Annotated in this window: 18 protein-coding genes; 10 read left to right on the top strand and 8 right to left on the bottom strand. The window is 72.6% G+C overall.

The window, feature by feature from the left end; translation table 11 throughout:
* Positions 1-25 precede the first annotated feature (25 nt).
* Genes ACGFZA_RS16230 through ACGFZA_RS16240 form a run of 3 tightly spaced genes read right to left on the bottom strand, consistent with a single transcriptional unit; the run spans position 26 to position 3,656 of the window.
* Entirely contained in the window at positions 26-2,596 is a 2,571-nt protein-coding gene (locus ACGFZA_RS16230; RefSeq protein WP_393679633.1) for an ABC transporter permease, read from the bottom strand.
* Positions 2,593-3,369: an ABC transporter ATP-binding protein gene (locus tag ACGFZA_RS16235; protein ID WP_385271774.1), complete on the bottom strand. Its 777-nt coding sequence runs from the start codon at positions 3,367-3,369 to the stop codon at positions 2,593-2,595. Before ACGFZA_RS16235 ends, ACGFZA_RS16230 begins: the two co-directional genes overlap by 4 nt.
* Positions 3,366-3,656, bottom strand: a complete 291-nt coding sequence (locus ACGFZA_RS16240; RefSeq protein WP_385271777.1) for an SHOCT domain-containing protein — start codon at positions 3,654-3,656, stop codon at positions 3,366-3,368. The genes ACGFZA_RS16235 and ACGFZA_RS16240 overlap by 4 nt, the downstream gene beginning before the upstream one ends.
* 200 nt (positions 3,657-3,856) lie before the next feature.
* Between ACGFZA_RS16240 and ACGFZA_RS16245 the strand changes: the two genes are divergently transcribed.
* From ACGFZA_RS16245 to ACGFZA_RS16260, 4 genes are read left to right on the top strand one after another with little or no spacing between them, the layout of a single operon-like run.
* Entirely contained in the window at positions 3,857-4,426 is a 570-nt protein-coding gene (locus tag ACGFZA_RS16245; RefSeq protein WP_385271780.1) for a TetR/AcrR family transcriptional regulator, read from the top strand.
* A gap of 41 nt (positions 4,427-4,467) precedes the next feature.
* Entirely contained in the window at positions 4,468-4,866 is a 399-nt protein-coding gene (locus tag ACGFZA_RS16250) for a cupin domain-containing protein (RefSeq protein WP_385271783.1), read from the top strand.
* 10 nt (positions 4,867-4,876) lie between these two features.
* Complete coding sequence (locus tag ACGFZA_RS16255; protein ID WP_393679637.1) at positions 4,877-5,458, top strand: DUF4865 family protein; 582 nt, start codon at positions 4,877-4,879, stop codon at positions 5,456-5,458.
* Positions 5,452-6,357, top strand: coding sequence for a phosphotriesterase (locus ACGFZA_RS16260; RefSeq protein ID WP_385271788.1), 906 nt, complete (start codon positions 5,452-5,454; stop codon positions 6,355-6,357). The genes ACGFZA_RS16255 and ACGFZA_RS16260 overlap by 7 nt, the downstream gene beginning before the upstream one ends.
* A gap of 193 nt (positions 6,358-6,550) precedes the next feature.
* Here the strand turns inward: ACGFZA_RS16260 and ACGFZA_RS16265 are convergent, their stop codons facing one another.
* A complete protein-coding gene (locus tag ACGFZA_RS16265; protein WP_385271791.1) occupies positions 6,551-7,765 on the bottom strand; it encodes an ROK family protein in 1,215 nt (404 codons plus the stop codon).
* 262 nt (positions 7,766-8,027) lie between these two features.
* Here ACGFZA_RS16265 and ACGFZA_RS16270 point away from each other — a divergent pair, with 262 nt between their 5' ends.
* From ACGFZA_RS16270 to ACGFZA_RS16285, 4 genes are all read left to right on the top strand, one after another.
* The gene (locus ACGFZA_RS16270; protein ID WP_393679713.1) at positions 8,028-9,149 is read left to right on the top strand and encodes an MFS transporter; all 1,122 of its coding nucleotides are present in this window, start codon (positions 8,028-8,030) and stop codon (positions 9,147-9,149) included.
* Between the two features lie 113 nt (positions 9,150-9,262).
* On the top strand, positions 9,263-9,634 hold the full coding sequence (locus tag ACGFZA_RS16275) for an SCO4225 family membrane protein (protein WP_393679640.1): 372 nt from the start codon (positions 9,263-9,265) through the stop codon (positions 9,632-9,634).
* A 21-nt stretch (positions 9,635-9,655) separates the two neighbouring features.
* Positions 9,656-10,411: a maleylpyruvate isomerase family mycothiol-dependent enzyme gene (locus ACGFZA_RS16280; protein ID WP_393679642.1), complete on the top strand. Its 756-nt coding sequence runs from the start codon at positions 9,656-9,658 to the stop codon at positions 10,409-10,411.
* A 63-nt stretch (positions 10,412-10,474) separates the two neighbouring features.
* Complete coding sequence (locus ACGFZA_RS16285; protein WP_393679644.1) at positions 10,475-10,789, top strand: DUF6332 family protein; 315 nt, start codon at positions 10,475-10,477, stop codon at positions 10,787-10,789.
* Here ACGFZA_RS16285 and ACGFZA_RS16290 read toward each other — a convergent pair.
* The 3 genes from ACGFZA_RS16290 to ACGFZA_RS16300 form a co-directional block, all read right to left on the bottom strand.
* Positions 10,750-11,415 carry a response regulator gene (locus ACGFZA_RS16290; protein ID WP_385271805.1) on the bottom strand — a complete coding sequence of 222 codons (666 nt, stop codon included), beginning with the start codon at positions 11,413-11,415 and terminating at the stop codon, positions 10,750-10,752. The two genes, ACGFZA_RS16285 and ACGFZA_RS16290, sit on opposite strands and share 40 nt — an antisense overlap.
* A complete protein-coding gene (locus ACGFZA_RS16295) occupies positions 11,412-12,761 on the bottom strand; it encodes a sensor histidine kinase (RefSeq protein WP_385271808.1) in 1,350 nt (449 codons plus the stop codon). The genes ACGFZA_RS16290 and ACGFZA_RS16295 overlap by 4 nt, the downstream gene beginning before the upstream one ends.
* A gap of 177 nt (positions 12,762-12,938) precedes the next feature.
* Positions 12,939-13,766: a TetR/AcrR family transcriptional regulator gene (locus ACGFZA_RS16300; RefSeq protein ID WP_385271811.1), complete on the bottom strand. Its 828-nt coding sequence runs from the start codon at positions 13,764-13,766 to the stop codon at positions 12,939-12,941.
* A gap of 128 nt (positions 13,767-13,894) precedes the next feature.
* Between ACGFZA_RS16300 and ACGFZA_RS16305 the strand changes: the two genes are divergently transcribed.
* Positions 13,895-14,347 carry a nitroreductase family deazaflavin-dependent oxidoreductase gene (locus ACGFZA_RS16305; RefSeq protein WP_385271814.1) on the top strand — a complete coding sequence of 151 codons (453 nt, stop codon included), beginning with the start codon at positions 13,895-13,897 and terminating at the stop codon, positions 14,345-14,347.
* A 68-nt stretch (positions 14,348-14,415) separates the two neighbouring features.
* Here the strand turns inward: ACGFZA_RS16305 and ACGFZA_RS16310 are convergent, their stop codons facing one another.
* Positions 14,416-15,630, bottom strand: coding sequence for a geranylgeranyl reductase family protein (locus ACGFZA_RS16310; protein WP_385271817.1), 1,215 nt, complete (start codon positions 15,628-15,630; stop codon positions 14,416-14,418).
* Positions 15,631-15,813: 183 nt separating this feature from the next.
* Here ACGFZA_RS16310 and ACGFZA_RS16315 point away from each other — a divergent pair, with 183 nt between their 5' ends.
* Positions 15,814-17,178: a dipeptidase gene (locus tag ACGFZA_RS16315; RefSeq protein ID WP_385271820.1), complete on the top strand. Its 1,365-nt coding sequence runs from the start codon at positions 15,814-15,816 to the stop codon at positions 17,176-17,178.
* Positions 17,179-17,297 lie beyond the last annotated feature (119 nt).

Genomic DNA, 17,297 nt, shown 5'->3' on the forward strand with positions numbered 1-17,297 from the left:
TCCTGTCGTGTGCCTGAGGCCGCTCTCAGTCTGCGGCGATGGCGCGGAGCACGTCCAGCCGCGCCGCCCGCCGGGCCGGCCGCCCGCCGGCCAGTGCGCCCGCCGCGATGCCCACCAGGGCGACCACGAGCAGCCGCGTCGGCGGGAGCGCGAAGGCGAACGCGGTGTCGCCCGTGCCTTCCGACGCCTTGACCAGCACCCAGCCGAGGAAGCCGCCCAGCAGGAGACCGCCGGCCGTGCCGAACGCGGCGACCAGGACGGACTCCCAGCGGACCATGGCCCGCAGCTGCCGCCTGGTCTGCCCGACGGCCCGCAACAGGCCCAGTTCCCTGGTGCGTTCGTGAACGGCCAGCGTCAGGGTGTTGGCGATGCCGAGCAGCGCGATCAGTACCGCCAGGGCCAGCAGCGCGTAGACCAGAGTGAGCATCATGTCGATACCGCCCGCCGAGGACTGCGCGTACTCACCGCGGGTCTGCACCTGCGGGTTCCCGTACGCGGCGACGGCCTGCTCGACCGCGGCCCTGCCGTCGGACGCGGACACCCCGTCCTTGAACGACACGGCGACCAGCGAGTCGGAGTCCTGGCCGCGGTGCGGGGCCCACGCCTGGCGGGTGAGGACGTAGTCACCGGCCAGTTCCGACCGGCCGTACACGGCCCGGACCGTGAAGGTCCGCTCCTTGCCGTCGGTGAAGGCGAGCCGGACGGTGGAGCCGGTGTGGAGCCCTCGCTTGCCCGCCTCGGTACCGGAGACGGCGAGGCCGTGCGTACCCAGCGCCTTCATCGAACCGTCGACCTTGCCGAGGTCGAGGACCGCGGCAAGCGCGGCCGGGTCGGTGACCGTGAGGGCGCGTCCGGAGCCGTTGACCTCCGCGACGCCCTTGCCCAGGCCGACGGCGGTGGCCACGTCGGGCAGCCGGTCGACGGCCGGGGCGAGCCGGGGGCTGAGCCCGCTGCCGCCGGCGCCGAATCCGGGTGCGCTGATGGCCAGGTCCCCGGCGAAGGAACGGTCGACGGTCTGGTTCATGGTGGCCTTCAGGGAGGCGCCGAACACCGTGAAGAGCGAGACCACCGCCACGCCGGTCATCAGTGCGGTCGCCGTCGAAGCGGTCCGCTTCGGGCTGCGCAGCGCGTTGCGCCGGGCGAGGTGCCCCGTGGCGCCGCGCAGCCGGCCGAGCGGTGCGCCGAGCACGCGTACGGCGCAGGTGGAAGCGAACGGTCCGAGTACGACGAAGGCGGCGAGGGCCAGTACCGCGCCGACGGCCGACAGCCGGACGGACAGGTCGGCCAGGGCGCCGGTCAGGACCACCCCGACCGAGGCGAGCAGCAGCAGGAGCCCGGTGACGGTGCGGGTCCGGGAGCCGGCCGAGTCGTCGACGACGGTCTCGCGCAGCGCGGCGAGCGGTGCGGTGCGTCCGGCGTGGACGGCGGGCATCAGTGCGGAGCCGGCACAGACGACGACGCCGACACCGAGGGGCAGCAGCAGGGACACCCCGCTGATGACCAGGGGACCGTCGGGGAACGGGAATCCGATCACGGGGAAGAGCGCCTGGAGCCCGGCGGCCACCCCGATGCCGCCGGCCAGTCCGGCCGCGGAGGCGGTCACGCCGACGATGCCCGCCTCGGTCAGGGTCGATCCGAGGATCTGCCGGCGGGAGGCGCCGAGTGCGCGCAGCAGGGCGTTCTCACGGGTGCGCTGCGCGACGACGATGGCGAAGGTGTTGTGGATGGAGAAGGTCGCGACCAGCAGCACGATGCCGGAGAACACCAGCAGCAGCGTCGTGAAGAGGCTGAGGAAGGCGCCGGAGATCATGTCCTGGTTCTCGGTGGCCGAGGCCTGTCCGGTGATCGCCTCGGTGCCCGGGGGCAGCACGGGCCGCAGCGCGTCGACGAGTTCCTGCTGACTGGTCCCGGGGCCCGCTCTGACCTGGATGCCCGATGCCCGGCCGGGCTTCGGGGTCAGGTGCTTCTCGGCGTCGGCGAGGGTCATTCCGGTGTACGTCACCTGCGCCATGCCGTCCTCGCCGCCGAAGGTGGCCAGGCCGACGACGGTGACGCGGACCGGATCGGGGGTGCGCAGGACGGTCGTGTCACCGATCTTCAGCCCGCCCTTGTCCGCGGTTCCGCGGTTGACGACGACTTCGCCGGGCGCGGACGGGGTGCGGCCCTCGGCGAGCCGGTAGGGGTTGAGCTCGGGATCGTCGATCCAGTTTCCGGCGAGGGTGGGCGGCCCCTGGCCGCCGATCGGTTTGCCGTCGGCTCCGATCAGCTGGCCGGCGCCCTGGATGTCGGGGGCGGCTGCGGCGACCTGGGGAAGCCGTTCTATGCGCGGTACGAGGCCGATGGAGACGGGCTGCCGGGTGCCCTCCGAGTCGCCGGAGACGGTGACGACGTCAGTGCTGCGTACGACGGCGTCGGTGCCGCTCGCCGCGTCGGCGAACATCGTGTCGAAGCTCGCGCGCAGGGTGTCCCCCATGACGAGGGTCCCGGCGAGGAAGGCGACGCCGAGCAGGACGGCGGTCAGGGTGCCGAGGAAGCGGCGCCGGTGGGCGCGGAGCGAGGAGAGACCGATGCGCACGGAGGCGCGGGCGCTGGTCATGGGGTCCCCTGGAGGCCCGGTGCGGGATCGAAGGCCTTGAGCCGGTCGAGTACGCGTTCGGCGGTGGGGGCCTGCATCCGGTCGACGAGCCTGCCGTCGGCCAGGAAGACCACCTCGTCGGCGTGTGCGGCGGCGACCGGGTCGTGGGTGACCATGACGACGGTGCGGCCGGTCTGCCGGACGGTGCGGCCGAGCAGCCGGAGCACCTCCTGGCCGGCGCGCGAGTCGAGATTGCCGGTGGGCTCGTCGGCGAAGACCACCTCCGGATCGCCCGCGAAGGCCCGGGCGACGGCTACCCGTTGCTGCTGCCCGCCGGAGAGTTCGCCGGGCCGGTGGTGGAGCCGGTCCCGCAGTCCGACGGTGTCGATGATCGCGTCCAGCCGGGCCGGGTCGGGGCGCTCCCCCGCCAGGTCCATGGGGAGCGTGATGTTCTCGGTGACCGTGAGCGTCGGCAGCAGGTTGAAGGCCTGGAAGACGAACCCGATGCGGCGGCGGCGCAACAGGGTGAGCCTGCGGTCGTCGAGGGCCCCGAGTTCGGTGTCGCCGATGAAGGCCGTGCCGGAGGTGAGGCCGTCGAGTCCGGCGGCGCAGTGCATCAGCGTGGACTTGCCGGAGCCCGAGGGCCCCATGATCGCGGTGAAGCGGCCGGCCGGGAAGCCGACGCTCACCCCGTCCAGGGCCCTGACCACGGTGTCGCCCGTGCCGTAGATCTTCACTGCGTCGACGACCCGGGCGGCGGTCGTGGTGCCGGTGGCGGGAGCGGCCGTGGTCATGCCGCACCGCCCTTGCCGAGGGTGCCGAACTGCTCGTCGAGGACGGAGAGGCGGCGCCAGTACTCGTCCTCGTCGATCTCCCCGGCGGCGAAGCGCCGCCCGAGCAGGGTGATCGGTGAGGCTTCGGCGGGACCGTTCCGCTCCGCGCGGGCCTGCCAGGGGCCGCGCCGGCCACGCCAGGCGGTGCGGCGCAGGACGGTGACGACGGTGAGGACGACGGCTGCCCAGACGAGCGGGAAGAGAAGGACCCACGGTCCGGGTCCACCGTCGAAGGCCAGGGTGTTCATCTCGGTCAGCTCCTTGGTTCACGGTGCGAAAGCACGCTTTCCGACACCTCCGAGCCTGTCGCCACAGGGGGGTCCGCGTCGTCGTACGGCCAGCGGCCGTGCGCGTACCCCGCCGGGAGTAGACGGCGGTCGCGCTCCTGCTCCCGGCCGGCGCGCACCGGACCCTGGACTCTGTACCTACTGGTATGTACAGTGAACGCATGAGCACTTCGGACCGTCTGATCGAAGCCACCAGGGAGCTCCTGTGGGAGCGCGGGTATGTGGGCACCAGCCCCAAGGCCATCCAGCAGCACGCGGGCGCGGGCCAGGGCAGCATGTACCACCACTTCGCCGGCAAGCCGGATCTGGCGCTGGCGGCCATCCGCCGCACGGCCGAGGAGTTGCGCGCCACGGCGGGCCGGGTGCTGGACGCGCCCGGGTCGGCGTACGAGCGGATCTCGGGCTATCTGCTGCGCGAGCGCGATGTGCTTCGCGGCTGCCCCGTGGGGCGGCTGACGATGGACCCGGAGGTCATCGCGAGCGACGAACTGCGGGCACCCGTCGACGAGACGATCGCCTGGCTCCGCGGCCGGCTCGGCGCGATCGTCCAGGAGGGCCTGGACAACGACGAGTTCGCTCCTTCACTGGTGCCCGACGACATCGCGGCGACGATCGTCGCGACCGTGCAGGGCGGCTACGTGCTGGCACGCGCCTCGGGATCGACGGACGCCTTCGATGCGGCCGCACGCGGACTGCTGGCACTGCTCGCCCCCCGCACAGACGCTTCCTGACCCCCTGTCATTCGTCATCCACCCCGAGGAGCACCTCGCGCATGCGCATCACCAGGAACCGGCCCGACACTCAGTCCGGGCCCGCCGAGCACTTCAATGGAACCGTCTGGCTCGACGAGATCGCGGCGCCCGAACCGCCCTCCAGGCTGCGGCTGTTCAGCGTGCACTTCGCGCCGGGCGGCCACACCGGCTGGCACACCCACCCGCACGGCCAGGTCCTCCACGTCACCGAGGGCGAAGGCCTGGTGCAGCGCAGGGGCGGGCCCGTCGAGGCGATCCGGGCGGGCGACACGGTGTGGATCGAGCCGGACGAGTGGCACTGGCACGGCGCCGCACCGCGCACGTTCATGACCCATCTCGCCCTCGTCGAGGCGGCAGAGGACGGCAGCACCATCCACTGGCACGACGAGGCCCGCGTCCCCGAGTACCCGGAAGCCTGAGGAGGACCCGATGCATGCGATGCAGTACGAGATCACGCTGCCCGCCGACTACGACATGGGCATCATCCGCGACCGGGTGGCGACACGGGGGCACCTCATGGATGCCATTCCGGGGCTCGGCATCAAGGCCTACCTGATGCGGGAACGCGGCGAGGACTCCCCCGTGAACCAGTACGCGCCGTTCTACCTGTGGACCGCGCCCGAAGGCATGAACTCCTTCCTCCGGGGCCCCGGTTTCCAGGGCATCGTCCACGACTTCGGGCGCCCCGAGGTGCAGCACTGGACCGGCCTGTCGTACGAGCAGGGCCCTGCGCCGGCCGCACTCCCCCGCTCCGCCACCCGGCTCCGCCTTCCCGTACCGGCCTCGGCCCCTCCGGCGGACGCGATCGACGCCGCGCTGGAGGAGAGCCTCCGGCTCGCCAAGTCCCCCGGCGCGGTCGCCACGGCGCTGGCCGTCGACCCCCGTCACTGGGAACTGCTCCACTTCACCCTCTGGGACCACCCCGCACCGCAGGAGCCCGGCGACCGCTACGAGGTGCTCCACCTCAGCGGGCCGGAGCGCGAGCGGCTCGGGACGGGGCACCGGTGGTAGCCGCGGTCCGCACCGTCCTCGGGGACATCCCCGCAGACGGACTCGGGGTGTGCGACGCCCATGACCATCTCTTCCTGCGCAGCCCCGTACTGCCGGGCCAGGAGCTCGACGACCCCGTGGCCGCGGCCGGACGGCTGCGCGCCTTCGGCGGGTTCGGCGGCCGGTCCGTGGTCCAGTGGACGCCGTACGGCATGGGGCGGCGGGCCGATCTGCTGGCGGAGCTGTCCCGTTCGGCGGGTGTGCATGTGGTGGCGGCGACGGGGCTGCACCAGGCCGTGCACTACCCGGCCGAACTGCTCGGCCGGATCCGGGACACCCTCGCCTCGCTGTTCGTCTCCGAGCTGACCGTCGGGATCGGCTCCACGACGGTGCGAGCAGGGCTGATCAAGGTCGCCGGCGCCTTCCACACGGTCGACGCCCATGCCCGGCTCACCATGACGGCGGCCGCCGAGGCGCATCACCGCACGGGCGCGCCGATCGCCGTCCATCTGGAGCTGGGCACGGCCGCCCTGGACGTACTCGACCTGTTGTGCGGCACGTTGGGCGTCCCGCCGCACCGCGTCGTCCTCGGTCATCTCGGCCGCTCACCCGACGGTGCCGCCCATCGGGAGGTGGCGCGGGCCGGAGCGTTTCTCGCCTTCGACGGCCCGTCGCGGGCCCACCACGCGACGGACTGGCGGCTGCCCGAGGAACTCGCGGCGCTGGCCGGAGCGGGATTCGGCGGACAACTGCTGCTGGGTGGCGACACCACGGTGCCGGAGACTCCGGGCATGCCGCATCTGCTGCAACGACTGCGCCCCCGGCTGACGGAGGTGCTGGGAGCCGGGGCCGTGGAGGACATGCTGATCGCCAACCCGGCTCGGGCGTTCGCCTTCGAGGCGCCGGCGCGGGTCGCCTGAGGACCGGCCCCCGGCGGCCGGCCGTCACCCCAAGGGCTGTCCCGCAATTCCTGGTGGATCAGCGCGCGGCGTCAGATGCGGTGCATCGCAAGGCGGAGGGGCGCCCGCATACTGGATGTATTCGGGCGTTTCGACAACGCGGCGAGGTGCCGTAGCGGTCGCCGTGCGCCCGCCAGGAATTGCGGGACAGCCCTTAGGCGAGCGCGCCCAGCGGGTCGTCCAGCACCGGCTGCCAGGCCAGCTCCGCCGCGCCGACCAGGCTGTTGTGGTCGAGGGTGCAGGGCAGGATCGGCACGCTGCCGCTGCGTCCCCACAGGCTGCGGTCCGCGACCACCGCGCGCAGCCGCTCCGGATCGGCGTCCAGCAGGGCGCGGTGCAGTCCGCCGAGGATGATGCGGTCCGGGTTGAGGATGTTGACGAGTCCGGCGAGCCCGAGGCCCAGCCGGTCGATCAGTTCCTCCGCGGCGGTGCGCACCGCCGCGTCACCGTACTCGTTGCGCAGCAGGTCGCCGGACTGCTTGAGCAGCGACTCCACGGGGCCGGGGGCGCGTCCGGCCGCGGTGAGGAAGGCGAGCGGGTCGGTCTCGACGTCGAGACAGCCGCGGCCGCCGCAGTGGCAGGGGCGCCCCTCGGGGTTGACGGTGAGATGGCCGACCTCCAGGGCGAGGCCGGAACTCCCGGTGTGCAGGCGGCCGTCCAGGACGAGCGCGCCGCCGACACCGCGGTGGCCGGTGGCGACGCACAGCAGGTGCTGGGCCCCGCGTCCGGCTCCGTGACGGTGCTCGGCGAGCGCGGCGAGGTTGACGTCGTTCCCGGTGAACGCCGGTCCGGTGATGCCCGCTTCGCGGACACATGTGGCGAAGATCTCGCGGACCGGGGCGCCGGCGGGCCAGGCGATGTGGAGCGGATTGAGGGCGGTGCCCTCGGGCTCGGCGACGGCGGACGGCACCGCGAGGCCCGCCCCGACGCACCGCAGACCACTGTCGCGCAGCAACCGTGCGCAGTCGTCCACCACTTCACCGATGACCTGGGCGGGATCGGCCGTGATGGTGACACAGCCGGGGGCGGTCGCGACGAGCCGGCCGCCGAGCCCGACCAGAGCGGCCCGGAATCCGTCCGAGTGCACCTGGGCGGCGAGGGCCACCGGCCCGGTCTCGCGCACGGCGAGCCGATGGGAGGGCCGGCCCTGCGATCCGGCGGCCGAGCCGGGGCTGGAGTCGACCTGGATCAGGCCGAGCGCCTCCAGCTCCGCGGCGACCGCTCCGGCCGTGGCACGGGTGACACCGAGCTCGGAGGTGAGGACGGCGCGGGTGGGCGCGCGTCCGGTGTGGACCAGTTCCAGCGCGGGTCCGAGCGCGCTGCGGCCCCTCTCCAACTTCGTCCGGGTGGTGGTCCCCTTGCCGTTCATGGGGGCGAGTCTCCCATGATCCGGAGGTGGTGCGGACGCCATGGCGCCCTTCCCCTCCCCCGCGCCGCCCGGCTCCCGCGCGTGGAACAGCAGCCCGTGGCACATCCTCCGGGCCGGGTGGGCAGCCGTCTTGCGCACGTCGTCCGCGGCCCCCTATGCTGAGTTTGTGCCGCAACTAAACAAACTGCGGACGGCACTGCCGGGGGGACCGGGCGGCAACACCGCCCCACCTCCGTCGACACGCCTCCGTACCGCGCTGACCGTGTTCTTCGCCCTCGACGGGTTCCTCTTCGCCGGCTGGGTGGTCCGCATCCCGGCCATCAAGCAGCAGACCGGCGCCTCGGCCTCCACCCTCGGCCTCGCACTTCTCGGCGTATCCGCCGGCGCCGTGATCACCATGATGCTCACCGGCCGGCTCTGCCGTCGCTTCGGAAGCCATCCGGTGGCCGTCGCCTGCGGTGTCCTCCTGCCGCTCAGCATCGCGCTGCCCGCCCAGACCCATTCGGCGCTCTCGCTCGGGCTGGTGCTGCTGGTGTTCGGCGCCGCGTACGGCGGCATGAACGTGGCGATGAACAGCGCGGCGGTAGATCTGGTCGCCGCTCTGCGGCGCCCGGTGATGCCCAGCTTCCACGCCGCGTTCAGCCTCGGCGGCATGATCGGCGCCGGACTGGGCGGTCTGGTCGCGGGGGGCCTCTCGCCGTCCGCGCACCTCCTCTGTCTGACCGGAATCGGACTGCTCGTCACCGCCTTCGCGGGCCCGGTCCTGCTGCGGTACCCGTCTCGGAAGCCCGTTCCGACGACGGCCGACGGCGAGGCGGCCCCCCAGCACCTGACCCCACGCGCACGCCGTGTGGTGATCCTGTTCGGCGTGATCGCGCTCTGCACCGCGTACGGCGAGGGGGCCCTGGCCGACTGGGGCGCCCTCCACCTGGAGCAGGACCTGCACGCCCACCCCGGAGTGGCGGCAGCCGGATACTCGCTGTTCGCGCTCGCCATGACGGCGGGGCGGCTCACCGGCACGGCACTGCTCGAACGGCTCGGCCAGACCCGCACCCTGGTCGCGGGCGGCACCACCGCGGCAGCCGGCATGCTGCTCGGCTCCCTCGCCCCGACCAGCTGGCTCGCGCTCCTCGGATTCGCCGTCACCGGGCTCGGACTGGCCAACATCTTCCCGGTGGCGGTCGGCAGGGCCGGCGAGCTGGCCGGTCCCGGCGGAGTGGCCGCGGCCTCCACACTCGGCTACGGCGGCATGCTGCTCGGACCTCCCGCGATCGGCTTCCTGACCGACTGGTTCTCCCTGCCCGTGGCCCTGACCACGGTGGCGCTGCTGGCTCTGGCCGCGGCGGCGCTGGGATACGGCGCACGTCATGCGACGCACACGTGAGTGAGTAGCCGTACTCAGGCAGGAACGGTTCTGCCGCCGCACGATGGAGACGTCACCACCCCTCCCGCCGGCTGTCGCGGGCGGGGTCGGAAACCATCTACGGGGAGCACGCCATGAACAAGCCGGTCCTGACCGAGCAGCACGTCCGCACGCTCGCACGCCTCACGTTCGGCAACGCCGCGTCGCGGATCTACCTGGGCGTGGTGGCGGCGACCACGGTGTTCGTCACCATGGACACGCTGTTCGTCACCCACGAGGACGCCTCGTTCGCCGGGGTGTGGCTCTTCCTCCTGGCGGCGCCGACCGTCTTCGTCTTCCTCGTCGGTAGTTCGACGCTGGGCGCGGAGGCGCTCGGGCCCGACTGGTTCGTCTACCTGGCGCTGGTGGTGTCCGTGCTGGTGCAGTCGCTCGCGCTGGGCTGGTTCGCACGGCTGCTGCGCGGCGGCCGCGGCCGGTCCCGTCAGGCCGGCCCACAGGGCGCCTGATCCCCTGGCACAATCCCAGCCATGAAGATCGCTGAGCACATACATTCCCTGGCCGCCGAGGGCCGGTTGCTGGCGGACGCGGCCGAGGAGGCGGGGACCGGGGCTCCGGTGCCGACCTGTCCGGACTGGCAGGTGCGCGACCTGCTCAGGCACACCGCGATGGTGCACACCTGGGCGGCCGCATTCGTGACCGAGGGCCACACCTCGTACGTCCCCGACGCCCGGGAGCCGGACCTGGACGGGCCCGCTCTGCTCGACCGGTTCCGTGCGGGGCACCGGCTCCTGGTGGAGGCGCTGGAGCGCGCGCCGGAGGACCTGGACTGCTGGGCCTTCTTCGCGGCGCCGTCGCCCCTGGCCTTCTGGGCGAGGCGGCAGGCTCACGAGACGACGATCCACCGGGTGGACGCGGAGTCCGCGCGTGGCGGGGCGCTCTCCCCGGTGGCGTCCGCCAGGGCGGTGGACGGCATCGACGAGTTGCTGCAAGGGTTCCACGCCCGCCCGAAGAGCAGGGTGCGCACCGACGCCCCGCGCACGTTGCGCGTACGGGCGACGGATACGGACACCGTGTGGACCGTACGGCTCTCCACCGAGCCTCCGGCGGCCGTGCGCGAGGACGGGCCCTCCGCACTGCCGCCCGCGGACTGCGAGTTGAGCGCTACCGCCCAGGAGCTCTATCTCACGCTCTGGAACCGGCGGCCCCTCACGGCTCTGACGGTGACGGGCGACCCCGCCCTCGCGCGGCTGTGGCGCGAGCGCTCCTCGGTCACCTGGTCCTGAGCCGGCGGGGACACGCGGCGGGCGGCCTTGTCCGCCCGCCACCGCACCTGTGACACTCCGGGCATGGGACACCGAAGCCAGTCGGACCGTGACGCCGTGACCGTCGAGATCGGTTTCGCCGTGATGACCGGGGCCCTCTCGGCGGCGGCCGCGTTCGTCACGGTCTGCGCCCCCGCGTGGCTGCTTGCCGCGGGCGGCGGTGTGAGCCGCGGGCCGCTCGTGGCGGCGTCCGTCGTGGCGGTGCTGGTCTTCCTCGGCCGCGTCGTCGACGTGCTGTGGCGGTTCGGCCACCGTGACACGGAGCGCGAGATCGGCCGGCGCGGCCCCGTGCTGCCGGATCAGCCCAGCCAGCCAGGACGCACCAGTCCCGACTCATAGGCCAGCACGACCAGTTGGGCGCGGTCGCGGGCACCGAGCTTCACCATCGTCCGGCTGACATGGGTCTTCGCGGTGAGCGGGCTGACGACGAGACGGCGGGCGATCTCCTCGTTGGACAGGCCGATGCCGACCAGCGCCATCACTTCCCGCTCCCTGTCGGTCAGTTCGTTCAGCGTGGTCCCTGCGGCGGGCTCCTTGGACCGGGCGGCGAACTCGGCGATCAGGCGTCGCGTGACGCCCGGCGAGAGGAGTGCGTCACCGCCGACCACCGCCCGGACGGCCCGCAGCAGTTCCTCCGGCTCGGTGTCCTTGACCAGGAAGCCGGAAGCTCCGGAGCGGATCGCCTCGAAGACGTACTCGTCGAGCTCGAAGGTGGTGAGCATGACCACCTTCACCTCGTCGAGCGCGGGGTCCCGGGTGATCGTGCGGGTCGCGGCCAGGCCGTCGAGCCGGGGCATCCGGATGTCCATCAGCACGGTGTCCGGCCGCAGTTCACGCACCAGGCGGACGGCCTCCTCGCCGTCGGCCGCCTCGCCCGCCACCTCGATGTCCGGCTGGGCGTCCAGCAGGGCCCGGAATCCCGCCCGGACCAGCAGCTGGTCATCGGCGAGCAGTACGCGAATCACGGTGTCTCCTTCCGGTGCGCCGCCCGGCCCGTACCGTCGGCCGGGAGCGGAAGTCCGGCCCGCACCCGGAAGCCGCCGTCGGGCCTGGTCCCCGCCTCGATCGTGCCACCCAGGGCAGCCGCCCGCTCCCGCATCCCGGCCAGTCCGTTGCCGCTGCCCCCTGCGTCCGTACCGGTGGCGGGTCCCTCGTCGTCGATGCGGAGCGTGATGCGGTCCGGCTCGTATCCCACCCGGACCTCCGCGGTGCGCGAGCCGGAGTGCCGCACCACATTGGTCAGCGCCTCCTGCACGATCCGGAACGCGGCCAGGTCCGCGCCGGGCGGTACGGCTCCGCGTACGCCGTCCGTGGTGACGGTGACGGTCAGTCCGGCGCCTGCGGCCTGTTCGACCAGTTCGGGAAGCCGGTCGAGGCCGGGGGCCGGCGCCCTCGGCGCGTCACCGGGCGTCCGGAGGGTGTCCAGGACCTGGCGCACCTCGCCGAGCGCCTCCTTGCTGGCGGCCTTGATCGTGGTGAGCGCCGTACGCGCCTGCTCGGGATCGGTGTCGAGCAGGGCCAGTCCGACACCCGCCTGGACGTTGATGACGGAGATGCTGTGGGCGAGGACGTCATGGAGCTCGCGGGCCATCCGCAGCCGTTCCTCGTCGGCTCGCCGCTTCTCCGCACGTTCCCGCTCGGCTCGTTGCGCGGTCCACTGCTCACGGCGTACGCGGACGAACTCGGCGGCCGCGACGATGGCCACCACCCAGGCGGCGACGCCGAGTTCCTGTCCCCAGGGCGCCGCCGCGTCACCGTCGGGCGGCAGCCAACGGTAGAGCCAGTGCCCCACCACGAGGTGCCCCACCCACACCATGGCGACCGCCGCCCACGCGGCCCGGCGGTGCCCGGCGACGACCGCGCTGAAACAGCCCACCGCGACGGTCAGGAAGACCGGACCGTACGGGTAGCCGGAGCCGAGATAGAGCGTTGCCGCGGCCGAGGCCCCGAAGACGGCCACGACGGGGTGACGATGGCGGAACAGCAGTACCGCCACGGCGGCGACCAGGAGCAGCCGGGCGAAGAGGTCGAGCGGGGCCTTCTCGTCAAGCTGCCCGCGGGCCGCGAAGGACGATCCGGCCATGACGACCACGCCGAGCAGAATCGTGGACGCCCAGGGCAGCCGGCCGGGCGACCGGCTCTGCGTACCCGTCAGCCAGCGCGGCGGCTCGCCGTTGTTCCCGAAGCCCCTCGGGCCCTGCGGGCCGGTGGTCCGGCCGTCCGGCCCGCCGAGCGCCCAGGGCGGTCGGCGTGACGTTCCGCCCTGATCCCCAGGGGTATCGCCGCCGGTCTGTGCGCGCTGCTCTTCCATGGCGGCCACGCTAGACCGCGCACCTGCGCCGGGGCGTCCGCCAGGCGTGGTGATCACCCGTACTCCCCGGGGAGTACGGCGAACGCGGCCTGACGGGTGAGACCGCCGCGCGGCTGCGGCTCACGGCCGCGATCGCGCCTTCGGCCTCGAACCGCCCGACAGCCCGGCGGACAGGCTCTACCGCCGGGCGCCGAGCAGGCCGACCGTGCGGGCCAGTTCCGTCACCGCCTGGCGGAAGAAGACCTCACGGGCCTCCACCACGCGGTTGAACTGGCCGAAGATCTCGAACGACAGCAGCCCGAAGAGCTGCGACCACGCGGCGACGAGCTGAGGAGCCACCGCCGGCGGGAGACCCGGGGCGATGTCCGCGGCAAGCCGTTCGGCCTCGGGGCGCAGTTCCTCGGCGAGCGGCGGAAGCGCGAGCCCCTCCTCGCGATGCGCGTCCTCGACGACGGCGATGAGGACGAGGCCCACCCGGGACGCGGGACCGATGGTGTCCTGCGGCGCGGTGTACCCGGGCACGGGCGATCCGTAGATGAGCGCGTACTCATGGGGGTGGGCCAGCGCCCAGTCGCGTACGGCGCACGCGACCGCGACCCAGCGGGCCGGATGAGCACCGGTCCGGGCGGACGAGATGGCCTTCGCGCCGGTGGCGGTTCCGGCGGGTGCGGCGGCCCTGGCGGCGACTGTCCCGGGTGCTGTGGCCCCGGCGCCGGTGGCGGTCCCGGCCGTGGCGCCTGCCGCCTCTTCCACTGCCGTCCGGTGGGCGTGCTCGGCGGCTTCGCCGACCGAGTCGTACGCATCGACGATCAAGGCGGTGAGCAGCTCGTCGCGGCTGGGGAAGTAGCGGTAGAGCGCCGAGGACGCCATACCGAGTTCACGTGCCACTGCGCGCAGCGAGAGCTTCGCCGCGCCCTCGGCCGCGAGCTGCTTCCTCGCCTCGTTCTTGATGGCGGCGGTGACCTCGATACGGGCCCGTTCCCTGGCTCCCCGGATAGCGCTCATGGTCGCCAGTCTGCCACGGAATGGGAACACCGACCAATAACGAGAGCAGTGCTCTTGCTTTTGAACGCAAGTCACGTGCACACTGATCTCAAGCGAGAGCACCGCTCTCTCAAACTGTGGGGGTCCCCATGTCGCAGCCGTACTACCTTCAGGGCAGCGCGTTCGCCATCCGCTTCAACAGCGTCATCGGCTGGCTGGCCCGGCACGGGGTCAGCCTGCTCGGTTCGCAGGAGCTTTCGGTACGGGGCCGTAAGAGCGGAAACCTGCAGCGCATCCCCGTGAACCTCCACACCCATGAGGGCGTGCAGTACCTCGTCTCCGCCCGGGGGCACTCGCAGTGGGTACGCAACATGCGGGCCGCGGGCGGCGGCGAGCTGCGGGTGGGCCGCAGGACCCGCGCCTTCACTGCCGTGGAGATCGCGGACGACGACCTCAAGATGATCGTCGTCCGCACCTACCTGGAGCGCTGGGGCTGGGAGGTCAACCAGTACTTCAAGGGCATCACGGCCAAGTCCACGGACGCCGAACTCCTGGCGGCCTGCCCCGACCACCCCGTCTTCCGGGTCACCGTCGAGCGCTGACCCGCGGCCGGATCGTCCACCGTCCCGATCCGGCCGGACCTGCGACAGGCCGTCGGCCCCGGCAGTCCCTACCGGTCCATCGCCGAGAGCGCGCGCTGCGCCAGCGGGTGCGAACGGACCAGTTCCGCCAGCGAGGTCGTGCCCCGGGTGATGCCCGCGAACGCGTTCCATGCGGGACGGAAGCCCGTCAGCACCGCGTGCAGCAGGCCCGGACGCCGCTCGAAGAGCTTCAGCATGCGCCGTCCCACGCTCATCTCGACCCCGAGTCCGGCCTTGATGGCGAACGCGTAGTTGAGCGCCTGTCGGCGGGCGTCCACCGCGTCGTGCGACTCCGCGACCCGCACCGCCCACTCACCGGCGAGCCGTCCCGAACGCAACGCGAACGAGATGCCCTCACGGGTCCACGGCTCCAGCAGACCGGCGGCGTCACCGCACACGAGCACCCGGCCGCGTGAGAGCGGCGAGTCGTCGCTGCGGCAGCGCGTCAGGTGGCCGGAGGAGATCTTCGGCTCGAACCCGGCCAGGCCGAGCCGCGCGATGAAGTCCTCCAGATACCGCTTGGTGCCACCGCCGTCGCCACGCGCCGAGATCACACCGACCGTCAGGGTGTCCCCCTTGGGGAAGACCCAGCCGTAACTCCCGGGCATGGGGCCCCAGTCGATCAGCACCCGGCCGGCCCAGTCCTCCGCGACCGTCTCGGGCACGGGGATCTCGGCCTCCAGACCGAGGTCCACCTGGTCGAGCTTCACCCCGACATGGGCTCCTATCCGGCCGGCGCTGCCGTCCGCGCCCACGACCGCACGGGCCAGGACGGTCTCGCCGCCGGACAGCACGACCGCGACGGTGCGCCGGTCGGGCACGGCGGCGCCGTGCTGCTCGACCCGGGAGACCGTCGCCCCCGTGCGGAGTTCGGCACCGGCCTTCTGTGCCTCCTCGACCAGACCCGCGTCGAACTCGGGACGGTTGATGAGGCCGAAGAGCATGCGCCTGGAGCGGCGGGTGCGTGCCAGTCTGCCGTTCAGCGAGAACGTGACCGCGTGGATCCGGTCTCGCAGGGGCAGTTCGAAACCGGGCGGCAGCGAATCGCGCGAATACCCGATGATGCCGCCGCCGCATGTCTTGTAGCGGGGCAGTTCCGCTTTCTCCAGGAGCAGTACCCGACGGCCGGCGACCGCCGCCGCGTATGCCGCCGAGGCTCCCGCCGGTCCGGCGCCGACTACGACGACGTCCCACACGGACGAGTCTTCGTGCTCATGTCCGGCGTCTGCGTTCTCGCTGCTCACGATGTGCTTCTGCTCCCGATCCGACCAGTGGCCCAAGCTGCTCCCGGCATCCTACGGCGCGTTCCGGCCGGAACCTGCTGTGGGAGGATCGGCCGGACCTCCGTCGTACCTGCAACGCCACACTCCTGGCGTTCCTGTACCCGGATACGTACACATAACGTCGCACCTACCAGGAGCGTGCCCATGACCGCCCATCCGATTTCCGAGACCGTCGCCTCGCTGATGCCCCGCGCCAAGGCGGAGCTGACCGAGCTGGTGGCTTTCCAGTCGGTGGCGGATCCCGCGGTGTTCCCCAAAAGCGAGTGCGAGGCGGCCGCCTCGTGGGTCGCCGACGCACTGCGCGCCGAGGGATTCCAGGATGTCGCCCTGCTCGACACCCCGGACGGCACCCAGTCCGTCTACGGCTTCCTGCCCGGCCCGGCAGAAGCACCCACCGTGCTGCTCTACGCGCACTACGACGTGCAGCCGCCGCTCGACGAGTCCGCCTGGCTCTCCCCGCCGTTCGAGCTGACGGAGCGTGACGGCCGCTGGTTCGGCCGGGGCTCGGCCGACTGCAAGGGCGGCTTCATCATGCACCTCCTCGCGCTGCGTGCCCTGAAGGCGAACGGCGGGGTCCCGGTCTCGGTCAAGGTGATCGTCGAGGGCTCGGAGGAACAGGGCACCGGGGGGCTGGAGCAGTACGCCCAGGCGCACCCGGAACTGCTCGCCGCCGACACCGTGGTGATCGGCGACACCGGGAACTTCCGGGCCGGTCTGCCGACCGTCACCTCGACGCTGCGCGGGATGACGATGCTGCGGGTGCAGCTCGACACCCTCGAAGGCAACCTGCACTCCGGTCAGTTCGGCGGCGCCGCGCCGGATGCCCTGGCCGCGATGATCCAGCTGCTCGCGTCGCTGCGCGCCGAGGACGGCTCGACGACCGTCGACGGTCTCACCGCGGACACGAAGTGGGACGGTCTGCAGTACCCGGAGGAGGAGTTCCGCAAGGATGCCAGGGTCCTCGACGGAGTGGGCCTGATCGGCGCAGGCACCGTCGCCGACCGGATCTGGGCGCGTCCCGCGGTCACGGTCGTCGGGATCGACTGCCCCGCGGTGGTGGGCGCGATGCCCTCGATCCAGGCGAGCGCACGAGCGCAGATCAGCCTGCGGGTGCCGCCGGGGGAGGACGCCGCCGAGGCGGCGGAGCTGCTGACCGCCCACCTGCGGGCGCACGCCCCGTGGGGGTCGCGTGTCTCGGTCGAGCAGGTCGGCCAGGGACAGCCGTTCCGCGCCGACATCACGAGCCCCGCGTACACCGCGATGGCGGACGCCATGCGGATCGCGTACCCCGGCCAGGAGATGCAGTCCTCGGGCATGGGGGGTTCGATTCCGTTCTGCAACAAGCTGTCCGAGCTGTATCCGGAGGCGGAGATCCTGCTGATCGGGCTGAGCGAGCCCGAGGCGCAGATCCACGCGGTGAACGAGAGCGTGTCGCCCCAGGAGCTGGAGCGGCTGTCGGTGACCGAGGCCCTGTTCCTGCAGAACTACGCCGCCTCCAAGAAGGCCTGAACAGCGGAGTGGCCGGCCGGGACCGGGGCACGCTCCGTCCCGGCCGGCCGCTACGCGCTGAGCGAAGCTCGCCCAGAGCGTAGTTCCGTACGGGGGACGCCCGCTCCCCCGTACGTTCG

The sequence above is a fragment of the Streptomyces sp. NPDC048211 genome (assembly GCF_043202315.1).
Lineage (GTDB): Bacteria > Actinomycetota > Actinomycetes > Streptomycetales > Streptomycetaceae > Streptomyces.

Coding starts and splice junctions, on each gene's coding strand:
- ACGFZA_RS16230 (WP_393679633.1), bottom strand. CDS start 2,596: ATGACCAGCGCCCGCGCCTCCGTGCGCATCGGTCTCTCCTCGCTCCGC.
- ACGFZA_RS16250 (WP_385271783.1), top strand. CDS start 4,468: ATGCGCATCACCAGGAACCGGCCCGACACTCAGTCCGGGCCCGCCGAG.
- ACGFZA_RS16240 (WP_385271777.1), bottom strand. CDS start 3,656: ATGAACACCCTGGCCTTCGACGGTGGACCCGGACCGTGGGTCCTTCTC.
- ACGFZA_RS16285 (WP_393679644.1), top strand. CDS start 10,475: ATGGGACACCGAAGCCAGTCGGACCGTGACGCCGTGACCGTCGAGATC.
- ACGFZA_RS16265 (WP_385271791.1), bottom strand. CDS start 7,765: ATGAACGGCAAGGGGACCACCACCCGGACGAAGTTGGAGAGGGGCCGC.
- ACGFZA_RS16305 (WP_385271814.1), top strand. CDS start 13,895: ATGTCGCAGCCGTACTACCTTCAGGGCAGCGCGTTCGCCATCCGCTTC.
- ACGFZA_RS16315 (WP_385271820.1), top strand. CDS start 15,814: ATGACCGCCCATCCGATTTCCGAGACCGTCGCCTCGCTGATGCCCCGC.
- ACGFZA_RS16275 (WP_393679640.1), top strand. CDS start 9,263: ATGAACAAGCCGGTCCTGACCGAGCAGCACGTCCGCACGCTCGCACGC.
- ACGFZA_RS16300 (WP_385271811.1), bottom strand. CDS start 13,766: ATGAGCGCTATCCGGGGAGCCAGGGAACGGGCCCGTATCGAGGTCACC.
- ACGFZA_RS16255 (WP_393679637.1), top strand. CDS start 4,877: ATGCATGCGATGCAGTACGAGATCACGCTGCCCGCCGACTACGACATG.
- ACGFZA_RS16245 (WP_385271780.1), top strand. CDS start 3,857: ATGAGCACTTCGGACCGTCTGATCGAAGCCACCAGGGAGCTCCTGTGG.
- ACGFZA_RS16235 (WP_385271774.1), bottom strand. CDS start 3,369: ATGACCACGGCCGCTCCCGCCACCGGCACCACGACCGCCGCCCGGGTC.
- ACGFZA_RS16295 (WP_385271808.1), bottom strand. CDS start 12,761: ATGGAAGAGCAGCGCGCACAGACCGGCGGCGATACCCCTGGGGATCAG.
- ACGFZA_RS16280 (WP_393679642.1), top strand. CDS start 9,656: ATGAAGATCGCTGAGCACATACATTCCCTGGCCGCCGAGGGCCGGTTG.